This is a genomic window from Nonomuraea deserti (assembly GCF_004348685.1).
Lineage (GTDB): Bacteria > Actinomycetota > Actinomycetes > Streptosporangiales > Streptosporangiaceae > Nonomuraea > Nonomuraea deserti.
The window spans coordinates 47,021-60,592 of sequence record NZ_SMKO01000023.1 but is presented as its reverse complement, the minus strand read 5'-3'; the positions used below and the strand labels follow the sequence as shown (position 1 = coordinate 60,592).

Below are 13,572 nucleotides of genomic sequence, written 5' to 3'. Positions count from 1 at the left end.
GGGCTTGGTCTTGCACTGGGCCGATCGCCCTTCGTACCGGGCCGGCCGCGCACGTGTGCGCGCCGCCGGCCTTCCCGAGGTGGAGGCTAGAGAAGCTCGGCGTTGAGCGAGATCGTGGTGCCCGCCAGCGCCTTGCTGACCGGGCAGTTGGCCTTGGCCGTCTCGGCGGCCTGCCGGAAGTGCTCGGCCGTGATGCCGGGGACGTGCCCCTTCACGGTGAGCACGATTCCCGTGATGCCCTCGCCGGGCTGGAACGTCACGTCGGCGCTGGTCTGCAGCGACGCAGGGGGCGTGCCGGCGCCGGCCAGCCCGTGGGAGAGCGCCATCGAGAAGCACGACGAGTGGGCGGCCGCGATGAGCTCCTCGGGCGAGGTCTTGCCTCCCGCCGCCTCGGCCCTGGACGGCCAGGAGATCTCGAAGGCGCCGGCGCCCGACGAGTCGAGCGAGACGCTGCCCGAGCCGTCGAGCAGAGCGCCCTTCCACTGGGTGGTGGCGGTGCGCGTGGTGGCCATGGTGGTGCTCCCTCCGTCGTGGATCTCCGAAGCTATCGCGCACCGGATCGTGCCCCGAGGAGGCGCGCACCGGCACGGGGACATTCGCCCGTCATCCCGCTCTACATTTCCCGCGAATAGTGACATGCTCGGGTCGCGGCGCACGTGCCGCCTTGGTCCGGATTTAAACGGGAGTGTGGTGCCAGTGGAGGCACCGTACGACGACCGCGTGCTGCACCAGCGGGTGGTCGGCGGCGACGAGTCCGCTCTGGGGGAGATCTACGACCGGCTCTCCTCGCTGATCTTCGGTCTCTCCCTCCGGGTCACCAGGGATCGGGTGATCGCCGAGGACATCACGCAGGAGGTGTTCCTGGTCTTCTGGGAACGTCCGCTGGCCTACGATCCGGAGCGCGGGTCCCTGCGCGCCTGGCTGGCCACGATCGCGCACCGGCGCGCGGTCGATCACGTGCGCGCGGAGGAACGGCGGCGGGTGTCGGCGCTGGGGCCGCGGTTGTTCGAACGTGAGCCCGCCAGGCCGGAGGACACCGTGCTCGCCGCCGACGAGGCCGAGCGGGTACGGCAGGCCGTGACGTCGTTACCCGGCAGCCTGCGGGAGGCACTCGAACTCGCCTATTTCGGCGGCAGGACCTACCGGCAGGTCGGCGAGGAACTCGGCATGCCCGAGGGCACGGCGAAATCGCGCATCCGGCTGGCGTTACGGCGCCTGGCGGACGCGCTCGCGGAGGAAGAGGTGTGATGGACCCCGTCGAGCGTCTTTACCTGGACGCGCTGATGGCGGACCCGGCGGTGCCGGCCCACTCGTTGCGTCCCCAACTCCTGGCCGGCGCGAGGGCCCGGCGCAGACCCGCGGCGCCCACCGCCGCCTGGGCGGAGCCGTACGCTGGCCGGGTCGCCGCCATGGACGCCCTGCTGGCCGAGGCGGCCGACGACGACTGGTCGCGCGTGATCGTCGAGGGCTGGACCCTGCAGGAGCTCGTCGCCCACCTGGCCGCCAAGGACGGCCTGCTGGCCGCCTCCGTCGGCGCTCCCGTGCTCGGACCGCCCATCGACACGACCGACTCGCTGGCCCGTACCCGTGATCTGCAGGCGTACGAGCGGTCTCGCAGCCCCGAGCAGACGCGAAGGGACTGGCGCGCCCAGGCGGACGCGCTCTGCCGGCACCTGGCGGATCTGGATCCCGCGACGGCGGCCACCCTCGACGGCCTGGAGACAGGGCTGGGCGACCACGTCCTCGGCCGGAGCCTGGAGACCTGGATCCACACGGCCGACGCCGCGAGGACGGCCAGGGTCCGCCTGCCCGACCCGATCGCGGAGCACATCCACCCGACCGCCGACCTGTGCGCCCGCCTGCTGCCCTGGACGATGCTCTTCTCGGGGATGGACGGCGGCGCGGGACACACCCTGCACCTGACCTTGACGGGCGACGGCGGCGGCGAGTGGCGCATCCCGCTGGGCGCGGAGGAGACGACCCCGGGCACTCCCGACGTCAGCATCACGGCGGACGTGGTGGCGTTCTGCTTCCTGCTCGGCGGCAGGGGAGACCCGGCCGCCTTCCCGGCGGAACTGGGCGGCGACCTCGCCCTGGCCAGGGACGTCCTGACCGCCGCACCCGCTCTGTCCGGCCCGTAGCCGGGCTCGTCCCGGTGGACGCGGCCGCGGGCCTCGTTGGATCACCCTCGTGCCATGCCCTCCGGCGGGCAAACAACGGCGAAAACCTTGTTGAACGACTCCTCCTCCAGAGTCCTTTGATTTGACGCGTTGTTTGGGTTCATGGGGTTAAACGAGATTCCGTTCCTGGGTAAGTCTGCCTCTGTCCGGACACTCGATCATGATGGGTACCGGATTTTCTGGGTCGATCTACCCATGAACGGAAAAGAATGCACGTGAATACTGAAAGTCGGCAACCGCGCGCGCCGAGAAAAAGGCGCATCATGTCAGTGGCTCTGGCCGGCGCGGCCGCCAGCGTCATGCTCCTTCCCGTGAGCCAGGGGATCGCCGGCGCGAGCGCAGGCGCTGCCGTCGTCCCGGCCGGGGTCGGGGTCGTCGCAGGAGAGAAGCCGGTGCTCGGGTGCAAGCGTCACTGCAACCGCTGGCCCAAGGGCCCCTGGTGGGGCGGTCACCATCACCACCACCACGACGACCACCATCACCATCGCAAGTTCCGTCACAAGCGTCACCATGACCACCAGCCGGTACGGCCGCGGATCGTCGTGGTGACGCCGACGCCGACGCCGACGCCCACGCCGTCCCCGACGCCGACGAAGACGGACAGGCCGCACCACGACGACCACGAGGGCGGGTTCGACTTCTTCGACTGGTGGCCGGTCGACCAGTAGCGCCCGCGGTGGGCGGTATCGTGACCGCCTCCCGAGGAAAGGACGAATGCCGTGGCCGGATGGTCAGCCGCGGCATTCGTCTATTTATCCGCTGAATGTGCCGCCTAATGCGGGCACGGAGTGAAATATAGCCAAAGGTTGTTGCGAATCTGGTCGAACTCCATCATCCTGATTAATCCTTGGCGGGCGGCCCCGATCCAGGACCGGCCCGCCGCGCACGACGAGAGGGGGCCACATGACTGATGACGTGATGGGAGACGTGACGGGCCTGGCCGGGCTGCTGTACGAGTTCGGGCTGCTCAAGCGCTACAAGAGGACCGGATGGCTGGTCGCGGGCGTACGCGACCCCGAGAGCATCGCCGAGCACTCGTTCCGCGCCGCCGTCATCGCGGGCATGATCGCCAAACTGGAGGGCGCCGATGCCGAGCGGGCCGCGTTCATGAGCCTGTTCCATGACACGCAGGAGACCCGCATCACCGACATCCCCTACATCGGCAAGCGCTACCTCAAGGCGGCCTCCAACGAGGACGTCACCGCCGACCAGGTGCGGGGCGTGCCCGCGGAGGTGGCGGACATGGTGGGCGAGGCGGTGGCCGAGTACGAGGAGAAGGCGAGCCTCGAGGCCGTCTGCGCACGCGACGCCGACAAACTGGAGTGCCTCATCCAGGCGGTCGAATACCGGGAGCAGGGGCACCAGAACGTGCAGGGCTGGATCGACAGCTCGCTCGCCGCGATCAAGACCACGACGGGGAAGCGCCTGGCGGAGGAGGCTCTGAGCACGGGGACCCTGGAATGGGTGACCCGCGTGCTCAACGGCGACTGACCACGCTCACTCGGCTGCCGGCGGCTGGGTGACGAGGTCTCTGGCGTATTCGTCGTCGCTCTCGGCCAGCACCCGCTCTACCCCCTGCGCCGCCCGCTCGTCGCCGCGGGTCGCGAGCCCGCGCGTGGCCTCGGCCACCGCACGCAGGTTCGTGTCGGTGAGCCGGGCCGCCAGCGCCTCCCGGATGACGGGCGTGTCGGCCGACAGGCCCGCGAGCCCGGCCGTGGCCCAGTCGCGGATGTCCGGGTCGTCGTCCTGGGTCATCTCGATGAGCAGCGCGAGGCCCTCCTGGTGGTCCGGCGGCAGCACGTCGGCCAGCGCGATCGCGTCGGTCATCGTCCGCGTGTGCTCGGGACGCGCGAGGATGTCCAGCACGTACGGGAGCGCCCTCGGATCGCCCTGATGGCCGAGCGCGGCCAGGACCGAGCGCAGCACCTGCGGGTTGCCCTCCGTGGTGACCATCTTCCGCAGCAGCGGCAGCGTCCTGTCGACGTAAGGCTTCTCGTCCTCGGTGACGCCGAACTGGGCGATGGCGTCCACGCCGAACTCGCGCTCCCTGGCGTCCTCGCTCACGCACAGCCGGGACAGCGCCTCGTAGGTCTCCTCGTCGCCGCGCTTGGCCAGCGCGTCGGCGACGATCCACCACGTCTCGGCGTCCTCGTCGAGGTCGCGGTGCGCGACGGCGCGCGCCACGAGCCGGTCGACCGGCTCGTGGACGCCCGTCGCCTCCTCCAGCAGGGTCGCGACGGCGGCGTGGCCGCGCTGCGCCTGCACCTGCTCCGTCTGCGTGCCGTCGGGCGAGCGGCCGGTCACGGTGACCAGCTCGGTGCCGTCCTTGGTGTGCTGGCGGGTCACGGTGTGTTCCCAGCCCTCCTGCTCGATCTGGTCGAGCAGGGCGCTCTCCAGGTGCACGCCCACCCAGTCGGCCGCGATGTCGAGCGGCGTGTCGCCGTCGCCGTCGTACTTCCCGGCGTCGGCGCCCGCCTCCAGCAGCACCTGCACCACGCCCAGCGCGCCGCGCCTGGCGGCCAGCGACAGCGGGGTGTCGCCGTCGTCGTTGGTCGCGTCGACCTCGGCGCCCGCCTCGATCAGCACCCTGACGGTGGCGGCGTGCCCGTTGGCGGCGGCCCACAGCAGCGCCGTCCAGCCGCCGGTCTCCCTGCCGTCGACCTCGGCACCGGCCGTCAGCAGCGTCGTGGCCACCTCGGTGCGGTCCCAGGCCGCGGCCGCGCACAGTGGCAGGCCCTCCTCCTCGCCCTCGCTGGGGGTGTTGGGGTCGGCGCCGCCGGCCAGCAGCTTGCCCACGGTCTCGGAATCGCCGTTCAACGCCGCGCGGTAGAGCTGTTCCTCATGCATGACAGGGACCCTAGCCTGGTCCGGCCGCGCCCCGGGCCATGCCAGGGCCCCGTGTCATGGCGTGGTACGCGTCCTGGCCTCCGGAGGTTCAAACTCCACGGCAACGCGCATGGTCAGAGGCGAGACAGTTTCCTCCCGTGGAGCGCGATGGCGGACAAGTCGCGATATGTTGCGAGTATGACTGATCCGGGTGAGGTCCGCGCGTCGGACGCCGAGCGCGAGGCCGTCGTCGAACAACTCCGTGTCGCCTCGGTGGAGGGCAGGCTCACACTCGCCGAGCTGACCGACCGCACGGAAGCCGCGTACACCGCGGCCACGCAAGCCGAGCTGGCCCTGCTCACCCAGGACCTGCCCGCGGGCGGCGCGCCCGCGGCTGCCCCGCCGGCCCCCACGGGACGCAAGAGGCGCTGGTTCGTGGGCATCATGGGCGACTCCAAGCGGCGCGGCACCTGGCGGATCGACCAGGAGCTCGGCGCGGTCGCCGTGATGGGGGACGTGGTGCTCGACCTGCGCGAGGCGGAGGTGCGTACGAACTCGGTCGACATCACGGCCGTCTCCGTGATGGGCGACGTGAAGATCATCGTGCCCGACGGGGTGAACGTGGACCTCGACGGCGTGGCCATCATGGGCGACAAGAAGGTGGACGTCCTGGAGGGCGCGCAGGGAGCGAACGTGCCCGTCGTGCGCGTGCAGGCGTACGCCGTGATGGGCGACGTCAAGGTGGTCGGCGACTCGCGTGCGAAGCCGCTCAAGCGCAAGTTCTCGGCCTGGCGGGAGCACTGGCAGATGTTGCACGGGGAGGACTGGCGCGAGCTGGGCAGGCAGCTCCGCCACGAGACCCGCGAGCTGCACAGGCAGATGCGCGACGAGACGCGCGATCTGCACAGGCAGGTGCGCGACATGAACCGCGACCTCGGCCGCGGCTACTGATTCCGCCGCCCCACCGCCGCCCCAGGAGGGCCGCGACGGGGCGGAGGGTGCTCGGCACACGACGGATCACCCCCGTCGGGCCGCGACGGGGCGGAGGGCGCTCAGCCGGCGACGGGCACCGGCCGCCGCTGGGCCGCTTCGTACCGTTCGAGCAGCACGCCGACCAGTTCGGGTGCGGGCCCGAGCACGTCGGCCACGACCTCGGCGCCCGCCTCCAGCGTGACCTGCCGCACCTTGTCGGCGAAGTAGCCGGGCGCCAGCAGGTAGGGGGAGACGACCACCCGCGGCGCGCCGGAGCGCAGCAGCGCGGAGACCGCCTCGGCGGGCGACGGATCGGCCGCGGAGGCGTAGGCGGCCGACACCGACCACCAGCCGGAGCGCCGCCACCGCCCGGCCATCCCCGAGACCACCGCGTTGGCCCTGGCGTCGCTCGAACCGGCCGACACCAGCACCACCGCCGTGTCCGGGTCGCCCGCGGGCACGCCCGCCCCGGCCAGCCGCCGCTCTAGCGCGGCCGGCAGCAGCGGGTGCGGCCCGAGCGTGGTGCCGTAGTGCACGCGCAGGCGCGGATGGCGCGCCCTGACCTCGTTGAGCGCCGCGGGCAGGTCGACCCGGCTGTGGTACGCCTCGGTGAGCAGCAGCGGCAGCACCACGGCCTCGTCCAGCCCGTCCAGCGCCTGCCCGAGCGTGGGGGCGCAGTGGTCGAGATAGGCCACCCGTACGGGCACGTCGGGACGCTCCAGGCGCACCCGGTCGAGCAGCGCGGCCACGGTGGCGGCGGCGCGCGGGTCACGTGACCCGTGCGCCACCGCCACCAGTGGCACGCGGCCGGGGGCCGCCCCGCCTGCCAACGGGACGGAGCCCCTGTCGGGGATCACAGGTGAATGCCGCATTCGACCTTCCCCAGGCCCGCCCAGCGACCGCTGCGCGGATCCTCGCCCTCCGCGACCTGCCGCGTGCAGGGCGCGCAGCCGATCGAGGGGTAGTTGTCGTAGTGCAACGGGTTGATCAGCACCCCGTTGTCGGTGATGTAGTTGTCGACGTCGTCCTGCGTCCAGGCGGCGATCGGGTTGACCTTGACCATCTGCCGCTTGGCGTCCCACTCGACGACCTTGGTGTTCGTCCGGCTCGGCGACTCGTCGCGGCGGATGCCGGAGATCCACGCGAGGTACGGCTCCAGCGCCCGGTTGAGCGGCTCCACCTTGCGCAGGTAGCAGCAGAGGTCGGGGTTGCGGCCGAACAGGCGCGGGCCGAGGTCGCGGTCCTGCTCGTCGACCGTCCGCGACGGCTTGATGTCGATCACATTGACGTCATAGACCTGCCGCACGGCGTCCCGCGTGCCGATCGTCTCGGCGAAGTGGTAGCCGGTGTCGATGAACAACACGTCAACGCCTGGTTTGACCCGGCTCACCAGGTCGATGAGCAGCGCGTCGCTCATGGAGGAGGTCAGGCACAGACGCTCGCCGAAGGTCGCCGCCGCCCAACGGATGATCTCGCGAGCCGGGGCGCCCTCCAGGGCGGTCGCGGCGGACTCGACGATGTCCTGCAGGTCGAGCGCGCCGCGTTGATCTCTTAATACGACCTCGATGTCGACCAGCGTCATATCCTCACTCCGATCCCGAGAAACTTCAGCTTGAAAGCACGAGCGCAGGCCCGGCAGTACCAGCTGCCGCCCGTGCCGTGCCCGGCGTCGTCGAGCTCGCCCTCGTAGGGTTCGAGGTCCTCGTCGCCGCAGTACGGGCAGTGGAAGGGAACCGCTCGTGTGGTCATTTCAGGTCGGCCTCGTCCGCTCGCTGCACCCAGTCGGCGAACGACTCGCCTTCCTTCTTCTGGTCGTCGTAGTGGGACACGACCCGCGCGACGTAGTCGGGCAGCGCCTTGGCGGTGGTCTTCAGCCCTCTGACCTTGCGGCCGAAGCCGGAGTCGACGCCCAGCGAGCCGCCCAGGTGGATCTGGAAGCCCTCGACCTGCTCGCCGTTCTCGTCGACCACGAGCTGGCCCTTCAGGCCGATGTCGGCGGTCTGGGTGCGGGCGCACGCGTTGGGGCAGCCGTTGACGTTGATGGTCAGCGGCTCGTCGAACGACGGCAGCCGGCGCTCCAGCTCGTCGATCAGGTCGGCGGCCGCCGTCTTGGTCTCGACGATGGCCAGCTTGCAGAACTCGATGCCGGTGCAGGCCATCGTCTGGCGGCGGAACGTGGACGGCCTGACCCGCAGGTCGGCGGCCTCCAGCTCGGCCACGAGGGAGTCGACCTGGTCAGGGGCGACGTCGAGGATGACCATCTTCTGCTCGATCGTCGTGCGGACGCGGCCGGAGCCGTGCCGCTCGGCGATGTCGGCGATCTGATGGAGCTTGTCGCCGTCGACCCGGCCCACCTTGGGCGCGAAGCCGACGTAGAAGGCGCCGTCCTTCTGCGGGAAGACGCCGACGTGGTCGCGCCGGCTGCCGCGAGGCGGCTCGGGGGCGGGCCCGTCGGGCAGCGGCTCCTTGAGGTATTCCTGCTCCAGCACCTCACGGAACTTCTCCACGCCCCAGTCGTTGACCAGGAACTTGAGCCTGGCCCTGTGCCGCAGCCGCCGGTAGCCGTAGTCGCGGAAGATCCCGGTGACGCCCTCGTGCACGTCGCCCACCTGGTCGGGCCGGACGAACACGCCCAGCCGCTTGGCCAGCATCGGGTTGGTCGACAGGCCGCCGCCGACCCACAGGTCGTAGCCGGCCTCGCCGCGCTCGTTGACCACCCCGACGAACGCCACGTCGTTGATCTCGTGGACCGTGCAGTGGGCGGGGCAGCCGCTCAGCGCCGTCTTGAACTTGCGCGGCAGGTTGGAGTAGGCCGGGTTGCCGATGACGCGCTCCTTCAGCTCACGGATCTGCTCCGTGGCGTCCAGCACCTCGCCGGTGTCGATGCCGGCCAGCGGGCACCCGAGGATCACCCGCGGGGTGTCGCCGCAGGCCTCCGTGGTGGACAGGCCCACGGCCTCCAGGCGCTCCCAGATGTCCGGCACCGACTCGATCTCGATCCAGTGGAGCTGGATGTTCTGGCGGTCGGTCAGGTCGGCGGTGCCGCGGGCGTACTCGTTGGAGATGTCGGCGATCGTGCGCAGCTGGGCCAGGTCGAGCTGCCCGCCGTCGATGCGCACGCGCATCATGAAGTAGCGGTCGTCGAGCTCCTCGGGCTCGAGAATCGCCGTCTTTCCTCCGTCGACGCCGGGCCTGCGCTGGGTGTAGAGGCCGTACCAGCGCATGCGGCCGCGCAGGTCGGCCGGGTCGATGGAGTCGAAGCCCCGCTTGGCGTAGACGTCGATGATGCGCTGGCGGACGTTGAGCCCGTCGTCGTTCTTCTTGTTCTCTTCGTTCTTGTTGAGCGGCTCGCGGTAACCGAGAGCCCACTGGCCTTCGCCGCGCGGGCGCCGGTGATGGCGGCTGGCGGGAGTGCGGCTGGCAGGAGTGCTCATTGCGCGTCCTTCGGTTCATGGGCGCGCGCTATGGTCCTCCCGCCTCGTCATCGAGGGCAGGGGTGCAGGAGGGAATGCGACGCGCTCAGCGGCAAAAGAAAGATTGCGGTTAGCGGGCGTCGCAACAGATGGCACTGCGGACACGCAGGAGGTCGACGTGGCGTCGACCGACGAGCATGGGGTCCGCTGGCATACAACGAAGATACCCCGGCCGTCCGGGATGTCCAAGAAGGGGTCCAGAGTGTGGGATCGTTCAGCCCTGGCGCGGCCAGTCCAGCTCCGTCTCCTTGGCCTGCTCCGCGGTCTGGTGCTGGCAGTCGCACCACGAGCCGCCGCGGCAGTCGTCGTGGCGTCTGTCCTTGCAGCTGTCGCAGATCACACCTGCATTATTCTCCCAGAAGGTGGTTCCGGTTAGGCTGGCGCGCGTGGACCTCATGGCCGGGTTGATCGACGATCTGCGTGCCGAGACCGCGTCCTTCGAGGCGCTGCTGCGGCCCCTGCGCGACGACTGGGAACGCCCCACGCCCGCCGAGGGGTGGGCGATCCGCGACCAGGTGAGCCATCTGGCCTGGTTCGACGACGCGGCCGTCCGGGCGGTCACCGACCCCGACGGCCACCGCGCCGCGCTGGTAGGTCATGGACCGGTCGACCGCTGGGTCGACGACCTGGTGCTGGAGGCGCGCGGGAGAGCGCCCGCCGACCTGCTCGCCTGGTTCCGCACGGCGCGGGCCCGCAGCATCGAGGTGTTCACCACGCTCGGCGCCCGCGACCGGGTGCCGTGGTACGGGCCCGACATGTCGGCGGCCTCCTTCGTCACCGCGCGGCTGATGGAGACGTGGGCCCACGGCCAGGACGTGGCCGACGCGCTCGGCGTCACCAGGCCGCCCACGGCCCGGCTCCGGCACGTGGCCTCCATCGGCTTCAGGGCCAGGCCGTACAGCTTCGCCGTGCGCGGCCTGCCCCCTCCCGCCGAGCCGGTGCGCGCGGAGCTCACCATGCCGGACGGCGCCACATGGACGGCGGGCCCGGACGACGCGGAGAGCGTCGTACGCGGGCCGGTGCTCGACTTCTGCCTGGCCGTCACCCAGCGCATCCACCTGTCGGACACCGCGCTGGCGATGACGGGGGACCCGGCGAGGGAATGGATGGAGATCGCGCAGGCGTTCGCGGGACCTCCAGGAAGGGGCCGCGCGCCCGTCTCGGGGTGATGTCAGGGTCGATTCCGGATGACGCGCACGGCAGGACCAGTGACATGCTGTGAGCATGCGCACACTCCTGAACGTCATCTGGCTCGTGTTCGCCGGAATCTGGCTGGCCATGGGCTACGCACTGGCCGGGATCATCTGCTGCATCCTGATCATCACGATTCCGTTCGGCATCGCCTCGTTCAGGATCGCCGCGTACGCGCTGTGGCCGTTCGGCAGGACCGTCGTGCGCGACCCTGACGCGGGCGTGTTCTCGTTGCTCGGCAACATCATCTGGTGCGTGGTCGCCGGCATCTGGCTGGCCATCGGCCACGTCGTGACCTCGATCCCGCTGTTCATCTCCATCATCGGCATCCCGATGGGCGTGGCGAACATCAAGCTGATCCCCGTCTCCCTCCTCCCGCTGGGTGCGCGCATCGTCGACAACGACTAGCCACGGGCGGGGTGCGCGGCGTCTAATGGGGGCAACCGCCACCACGGTTTCGACCAGGCACTTTGGTAGGGCGGCGGGCTGATGGGCAGTGTCCATTGGCTAGGCTGTGCCGAAGAGTAACTGCGAATACCGTTGGGTGCCATGACGTCCACCGAAGCGCCTTCCCGGCCGAAAAGGGGGCTCGCCTCCAATGCCCGGGCCAGGCTGAGCTGGGTGCTCGACACCAAGTCGTGGGCGATCGTCCGTGCGTCGACCAACGCCGGAGTCAACTACCGGGTGACCGGGCTCGCGGGTGAGGCGGCGTTCTTCGCGCTGCTGTCGCTGCCGCCTTTCGTGCTGGGCCTGATCGGCGTGATCGGCAAGCTCGGCACCTGGCTGGGGCCGGGAGTGGTCACCCAGGTCAAGACCTGGGTGATCGCACAGGCCGGACTGCTTTTCACCGACGACGCCGTCACCAAGGTCGTCAACCCGCTGATCACCGACGTGCTCAGCGACGACGCCGGCAAGGTGTCGATCATCTCGCTCGGTTTCCTGCTGTCCCTGTGGTCCGGCTCCAGGGCCCTCTACGTCTACGTCGACCTCATCTCCGTCGCCTACGGGCTGGGCGAGGAGCGCGGCATCATCCGCACCAGGCTGATGTCGTTCGGCCTCTACATCGTGGGCCTGGTCATCGGCATCATCGTCATGCCGATCCTGGTCATCGGCCCCACGTTGCTGAGAGACACCCTGCCCGGCGAATACGGCATCCTCATCGATCTGCTCTACTGGCCGGTCGTGATCGTCGGCTCGGTGCTGTTCCTGACCGTGCTCTACCACGTGAGCGTGCCGGTGCGCACGAAGTGGTACCGCGAGCTGCCCGGCGCGATCCTGGCGTTGTTCCTGTGGATCGTCTGCGCGGCGGTGCTGAGGTCCGTGCTGGCCGCGTGGTTCTCGCCCGTCTCCGTCTACGGCTCCCTGGCCGCGCCCATCGCCCTGCTGCTGTGGTTGTACATCACCGCGCTGGCCGTGCTCATCGGCGCCATCCTGAACGCCGAGGTCGACCGGCTCTGGCCGGGCATGGGCCGGGCGAGCAACGCGTGATCCGCCATCCGGCCGCTTCCGCTATCGTCTAGGACGAGACGCGACTGGCGCATTGGGTGGGAACGACCACCGGGGAGCGAAAGGAGCGGAGGCCGTGCGCCTGGGTCTTCGCAGATTGTCAATGATGACAGGAGAATCATGAGTTCTCTCTCTAGCGTCGACCCGCAGCTCGCCGAGCTCATCAAGGCGGAGGAGCGGCGGCAGGCCGACACCGTCAAGCTCATCGCGTCCGAAAACTACGTGTCCAAGGCCGTGCTCGAGGCCACCGGCACCGTCCTGACGAACAAGTACAGCGAAGGCTACGCAGGCAAGCGCTACTACGAGGGCCAGCAGGTCATCGACCAGATCGAGACCCTCGCCATCGAGCGCGCCAAGGCGGTCTTCGGCGTCGGCCACGCCAACGTCCAGCCCTACTCCGGCTCGCCCGCCAACCTCGCCGTCTACATGGCGTTCCTGCAGCCCGGCGACACCGTGATGGGCATGGGCCTGCCGTTCGGCGGCCACCTCACCCACGGCTGGTCCGTCTCGGCCACCGGCAAGTGGTTCAACCCGGTCCGCTACGGCGTGCGCAAGGACACCGGCCGCATCGACCTCGACGAGGTGCGGCAGCTCGCCCTGGAGCACCGGCCGAAGCTCATCTTCTGCGGCGGCACCGCGATCCCGCGCACGATCGACTTCGAGGGCTTCGCCTCGATCGCCCGCGAGGTCGGCGCCGTGCTGGCCGCCGACATCGCCCACATCGCGGGCCTGGTCGCGGGCGGCGCGCACCCGTCGCCGGCCGGCCACGCCGACGTGATCTCCACGACCACGCACAAGACGCTGCGCGGCCCGCGCGGCGCCATGCTCATGGCCGACTCGGAAGAGCACGCCAAGGCGCTCAACAAGGCCGTCTTCCCCGGCCTGCAGGGCGGCCCGCACAACCACACCACGGCCGCCATCGCCGTCGCGCTGCACGAGGCCGCCCAGCCGGCCTTCCGCGACTACGCCCACCAGATCGTCGCCAACGCCAAGGCCCTGGCCGACGAGCTCGCCTCGCGCGGCTTCGACCTCGTCTCCGGCGGCACCGACAACCACCTGATCCTGCTCGACCTCACGCCCAAGGGCATCGGTGGCAAGCCGGCCGCGCAGGCGCTCGACCGCGCGGGCCTGGAGACCAACTACAACACGGTGCCGTTCGACACGCGCAAGCCGTTCGACCCGTCGGGCATCCGCATCGGCACGCCGTCGGTCACCTCGCGCGGCATGGGCGAGGCGGAGATGCGGCAGATCGGCGCCTGGATGGACGAGGTCGTCACCGCCCTCGCCAAGGGCGACGCCGACGACGTCATCACGCGCGTCCACCACGAGGTGAGCGAGCTCACCGCGCAGTTCCCCGCGCCCGGCCTCTAAGGATCCGTCCGTCACGGCAGAGCACAGCGGGCGCTCGCCCTGGTCTGCGAAGA

Annotated in this window: 17 protein-coding genes and 1 riboswitch; of the genes, 9 read left to right on the top strand and 8 right to left on the bottom strand. The window is 70.3% G+C overall.

The genetic code is table 11. From position 1 onward, the window contains the following. Positions 1-86: 86 nt before the first annotated feature. Positions 87-512, bottom strand: coding sequence for an OsmC family peroxiredoxin (locus tag E1292_RS12495; protein WP_132595226.1), 426 nt, complete (start codon positions 510-512; stop codon positions 87-89). A 178-nt stretch (positions 513-690) separates the two neighbouring features. Here E1292_RS12495 and E1292_RS12490 point away from each other — a divergent pair, with 178 nt between their 5' ends. From E1292_RS12490 to E1292_RS12475, 4 genes are all read left to right on the top strand, one after another. Next, positions 691-1,248: a sigma-70 family RNA polymerase sigma factor gene (locus tag E1292_RS12490; protein ID WP_220446787.1), complete on the top strand. Its 558-nt coding sequence runs from the start codon at positions 691-693 to the stop codon at positions 1,246-1,248. Next, complete coding sequence (locus tag E1292_RS12485; protein ID WP_132595222.1) at positions 1,248-2,141, top strand: maleylpyruvate isomerase family mycothiol-dependent enzyme; 894 nt, start codon at positions 1,248-1,250, stop codon at positions 2,139-2,141. The genes E1292_RS12490 and E1292_RS12485 overlap by 1 nt, the downstream gene beginning before the upstream one ends. Positions 2,142-2,443: 302 nt before the next feature. Further along, positions 2,444-2,848 carry a hypothetical protein gene (locus tag E1292_RS12480; protein WP_132595220.1) on the top strand — a complete coding sequence of 135 codons (405 nt, stop codon included), beginning with the start codon at positions 2,444-2,446 and terminating at the stop codon, positions 2,846-2,848. A 235-nt stretch (positions 2,849-3,083) separates the two neighbouring features. Beyond that, positions 3,084-3,671: an HD domain-containing protein gene (locus E1292_RS12475; protein ID WP_181958217.1), complete on the top strand. Its 588-nt coding sequence runs from the start codon at positions 3,084-3,086 to the stop codon at positions 3,669-3,671. Positions 3,672-3,677: 6 nt separating this feature from the next. On the opposite strand, the gene E1292_RS12470 is transcribed toward E1292_RS12475, so the two are convergent. Further along, positions 3,678-5,027, bottom strand: a complete 1,350-nt coding sequence (locus E1292_RS12470; protein WP_246090081.1) for an ankyrin repeat domain-containing protein — start codon at positions 5,025-5,027, stop codon at positions 3,678-3,680. Between the two features lie 177 nt (positions 5,028-5,204). Here E1292_RS12470 and E1292_RS12465 point away from each other — a divergent pair, with 177 nt between their 5' ends. Continuing rightward, positions 5,205-5,957, top strand: a complete 753-nt coding sequence (locus E1292_RS12465) for a DUF1707 SHOCT-like domain-containing protein (RefSeq protein ID WP_132595218.1) — start codon at positions 5,205-5,207, stop codon at positions 5,955-5,957. A 101-nt stretch (positions 5,958-6,058) separates the two neighbouring features. Here the strand turns inward: E1292_RS12465 and E1292_RS12460 are convergent, their stop codons facing one another. The 6 genes from E1292_RS12460 to E1292_RS54855 all read right to left on the bottom strand — a co-directional run bounded on the left by E1292_RS12460 (position 6,059) and on the right by E1292_RS54855 (position 9,791). Continuing rightward, positions 6,059-6,850, bottom strand: a complete 792-nt coding sequence (locus tag E1292_RS12460; protein ID WP_132595216.1) for a sirohydrochlorin chelatase — start codon at positions 6,848-6,850, stop codon at positions 6,059-6,061. After that, positions 6,832-7,560 carry a phosphoadenylyl-sulfate reductase gene (locus E1292_RS12455; protein ID WP_132595214.1) on the bottom strand — a complete coding sequence of 243 codons (729 nt, stop codon included), beginning with the start codon at positions 7,558-7,560 and terminating at the stop codon, positions 6,832-6,834. Before E1292_RS12455 ends, E1292_RS12460 begins: the two co-directional genes overlap by 19 nt. Next, positions 7,557-7,727: an Insertion element protein gene (locus E1292_RS12450; RefSeq protein WP_132595212.1), complete on the bottom strand. Its 171-nt coding sequence runs from the start codon at positions 7,725-7,727 to the stop codon at positions 7,557-7,559. Before E1292_RS12450 ends, E1292_RS12455 begins: the two co-directional genes overlap by 4 nt. Further along, the gene (locus tag E1292_RS12445; RefSeq protein WP_132595210.1) at positions 7,724-9,412 is read right to left on the bottom strand and encodes a nitrite/sulfite reductase; all 1,689 of its coding nucleotides are present in this window, start codon (positions 9,410-9,412) and stop codon (positions 7,724-7,726) included. The genes E1292_RS12450 and E1292_RS12445 overlap by 4 nt, the downstream gene beginning before the upstream one ends. Before the next feature lie 109 nt (positions 9,413-9,521). Next, a complete protein-coding gene (locus E1292_RS55720) occupies positions 9,522-9,605 on the bottom strand; it encodes a putative leader peptide (protein ID WP_354532976.1) in 84 nt (27 codons plus the stop codon). A gap of 60 nt (positions 9,606-9,665) precedes the next feature. Beyond that, positions 9,666-9,791: a hypothetical protein gene (locus E1292_RS54855; protein ID WP_281284016.1), complete on the bottom strand. Its 126-nt coding sequence runs from the start codon at positions 9,789-9,791 to the stop codon at positions 9,666-9,668. Positions 9,792-9,846: 55 nt separating this feature from the next. On the opposite strand from E1292_RS54855, the gene E1292_RS12440 reads away from it, so the two are divergent. The 4 genes from E1292_RS12440 to glyA all read left to right on the top strand — a co-directional run bounded on the left by E1292_RS12440 (position 9,847) and on the right by glyA (position 13,519). Beyond that, positions 9,847-10,620 (top strand): TIGR03084 family metal-binding protein, encoded by a 774-nt coding sequence (locus tag E1292_RS12440; RefSeq protein WP_165974494.1) that lies wholly within the window; start codon positions 9,847-9,849, stop codon positions 10,618-10,620. A gap of 55 nt (positions 10,621-10,675) precedes the next feature. After that, on the top strand, positions 10,676-11,050 hold the full coding sequence (locus tag E1292_RS12435) for a YccF domain-containing protein (protein WP_132595206.1): 375 nt from the start codon (positions 10,676-10,678) through the stop codon (positions 11,048-11,050). A 141-nt stretch (positions 11,051-11,191) separates the two neighbouring features. Further along, the gene (locus tag E1292_RS12430; RefSeq protein WP_246090080.1) at positions 11,192-12,130 is read left to right on the top strand and encodes a YihY/virulence factor BrkB family protein; all 939 of its coding nucleotides are present in this window, start codon (positions 11,192-11,194) and stop codon (positions 12,128-12,130) included. Positions 12,131-12,160: 30 nt separating this feature from the next. Beyond that, a riboswitch (ZMP/ZTP riboswitch) is annotated at positions 12,161-12,243 on the top strand. Between the two features lies 1 nt (position 12,244). After that, positions 12,245-13,519, top strand: coding sequence for a serine hydroxymethyltransferase (glyA, locus tag E1292_RS12425; RefSeq protein WP_439331885.1), 1,275 nt, complete (start codon positions 12,245-12,247; stop codon positions 13,517-13,519). Positions 13,520-13,572 lie beyond the last annotated feature (53 nt).

What these genes read in the sequence shown, in the direction of transcription:
- E1292_RS12485 (WP_132595222.1), top strand. Translation starts at nt 1,248, where the DNA reads ATGGACCCCGTCGAGCGTCTTTACCTGGACGCGCTGATGGCGGACCCG.
- E1292_RS55720 (WP_354532976.1), bottom strand. Translation starts at nt 9,605, where the DNA reads ATGCCAGCGGACCCCATGCTCGTCGGTCGACGCCACGTCGACCTCCTG.
- E1292_RS12450 (WP_132595212.1), bottom strand. Translation starts at nt 7,727, where the DNA reads ATGACCACACGAGCGGTTCCCTTCCACTGCCCGTACTGCGGCGACGAG.
- E1292_RS12475 (WP_181958217.1), top strand. Translation starts at nt 3,084, where the DNA reads ATGACTGATGACGTGATGGGAGACGTGACGGGCCTGGCCGGGCTGCTG.
- E1292_RS12480 (WP_132595220.1), top strand. Translation starts at nt 2,444, where the DNA reads ATGTCAGTGGCTCTGGCCGGCGCGGCCGCCAGCGTCATGCTCCTTCCC.
- E1292_RS12470 (WP_246090081.1), bottom strand. Translation starts at nt 5,027, where the DNA reads ATGCATGAGGAACAGCTCTACCGCGCGGCGTTGAACGGCGATTCCGAG.
- E1292_RS12445 (WP_132595210.1), bottom strand. Translation starts at nt 9,412, where the DNA reads ATGAGCACTCCTGCCAGCCGCACTCCCGCCAGCCGCCATCACCGGCGC.
- E1292_RS12455 (WP_132595214.1), bottom strand. Translation starts at nt 7,560, where the DNA reads ATGACGCTGGTCGACATCGAGGTCGTATTAAGAGATCAACGCGGCGCG.
- E1292_RS12465 (WP_132595218.1), top strand. Translation starts at nt 5,205, where the DNA reads ATGACTGATCCGGGTGAGGTCCGCGCGTCGGACGCCGAGCGCGAGGCC.
- E1292_RS12435 (WP_132595206.1), top strand. Translation starts at nt 10,676, where the DNA reads ATGCGCACACTCCTGAACGTCATCTGGCTCGTGTTCGCCGGAATCTGG.
- E1292_RS12430 (WP_246090080.1), top strand. Translation starts at nt 11,192, where the DNA reads ATGACGTCCACCGAAGCGCCTTCCCGGCCGAAAAGGGGGCTCGCCTCC.
- E1292_RS12495 (WP_132595226.1), bottom strand. Translation starts at nt 512, where the DNA reads ATGGCCACCACGCGCACCGCCACCACCCAGTGGAAGGGCGCTCTGCTC.
- E1292_RS12460 (WP_132595216.1), bottom strand. Translation starts at nt 6,850, where the DNA reads ATGCGGCATTCACCTGTGATCCCCGACAGGGGCTCCGTCCCGTTGGCA.
- E1292_RS12440 (WP_165974494.1), top strand. Translation starts at nt 9,847, where the DNA reads ATGGCCGGGTTGATCGACGATCTGCGTGCCGAGACCGCGTCCTTCGAG.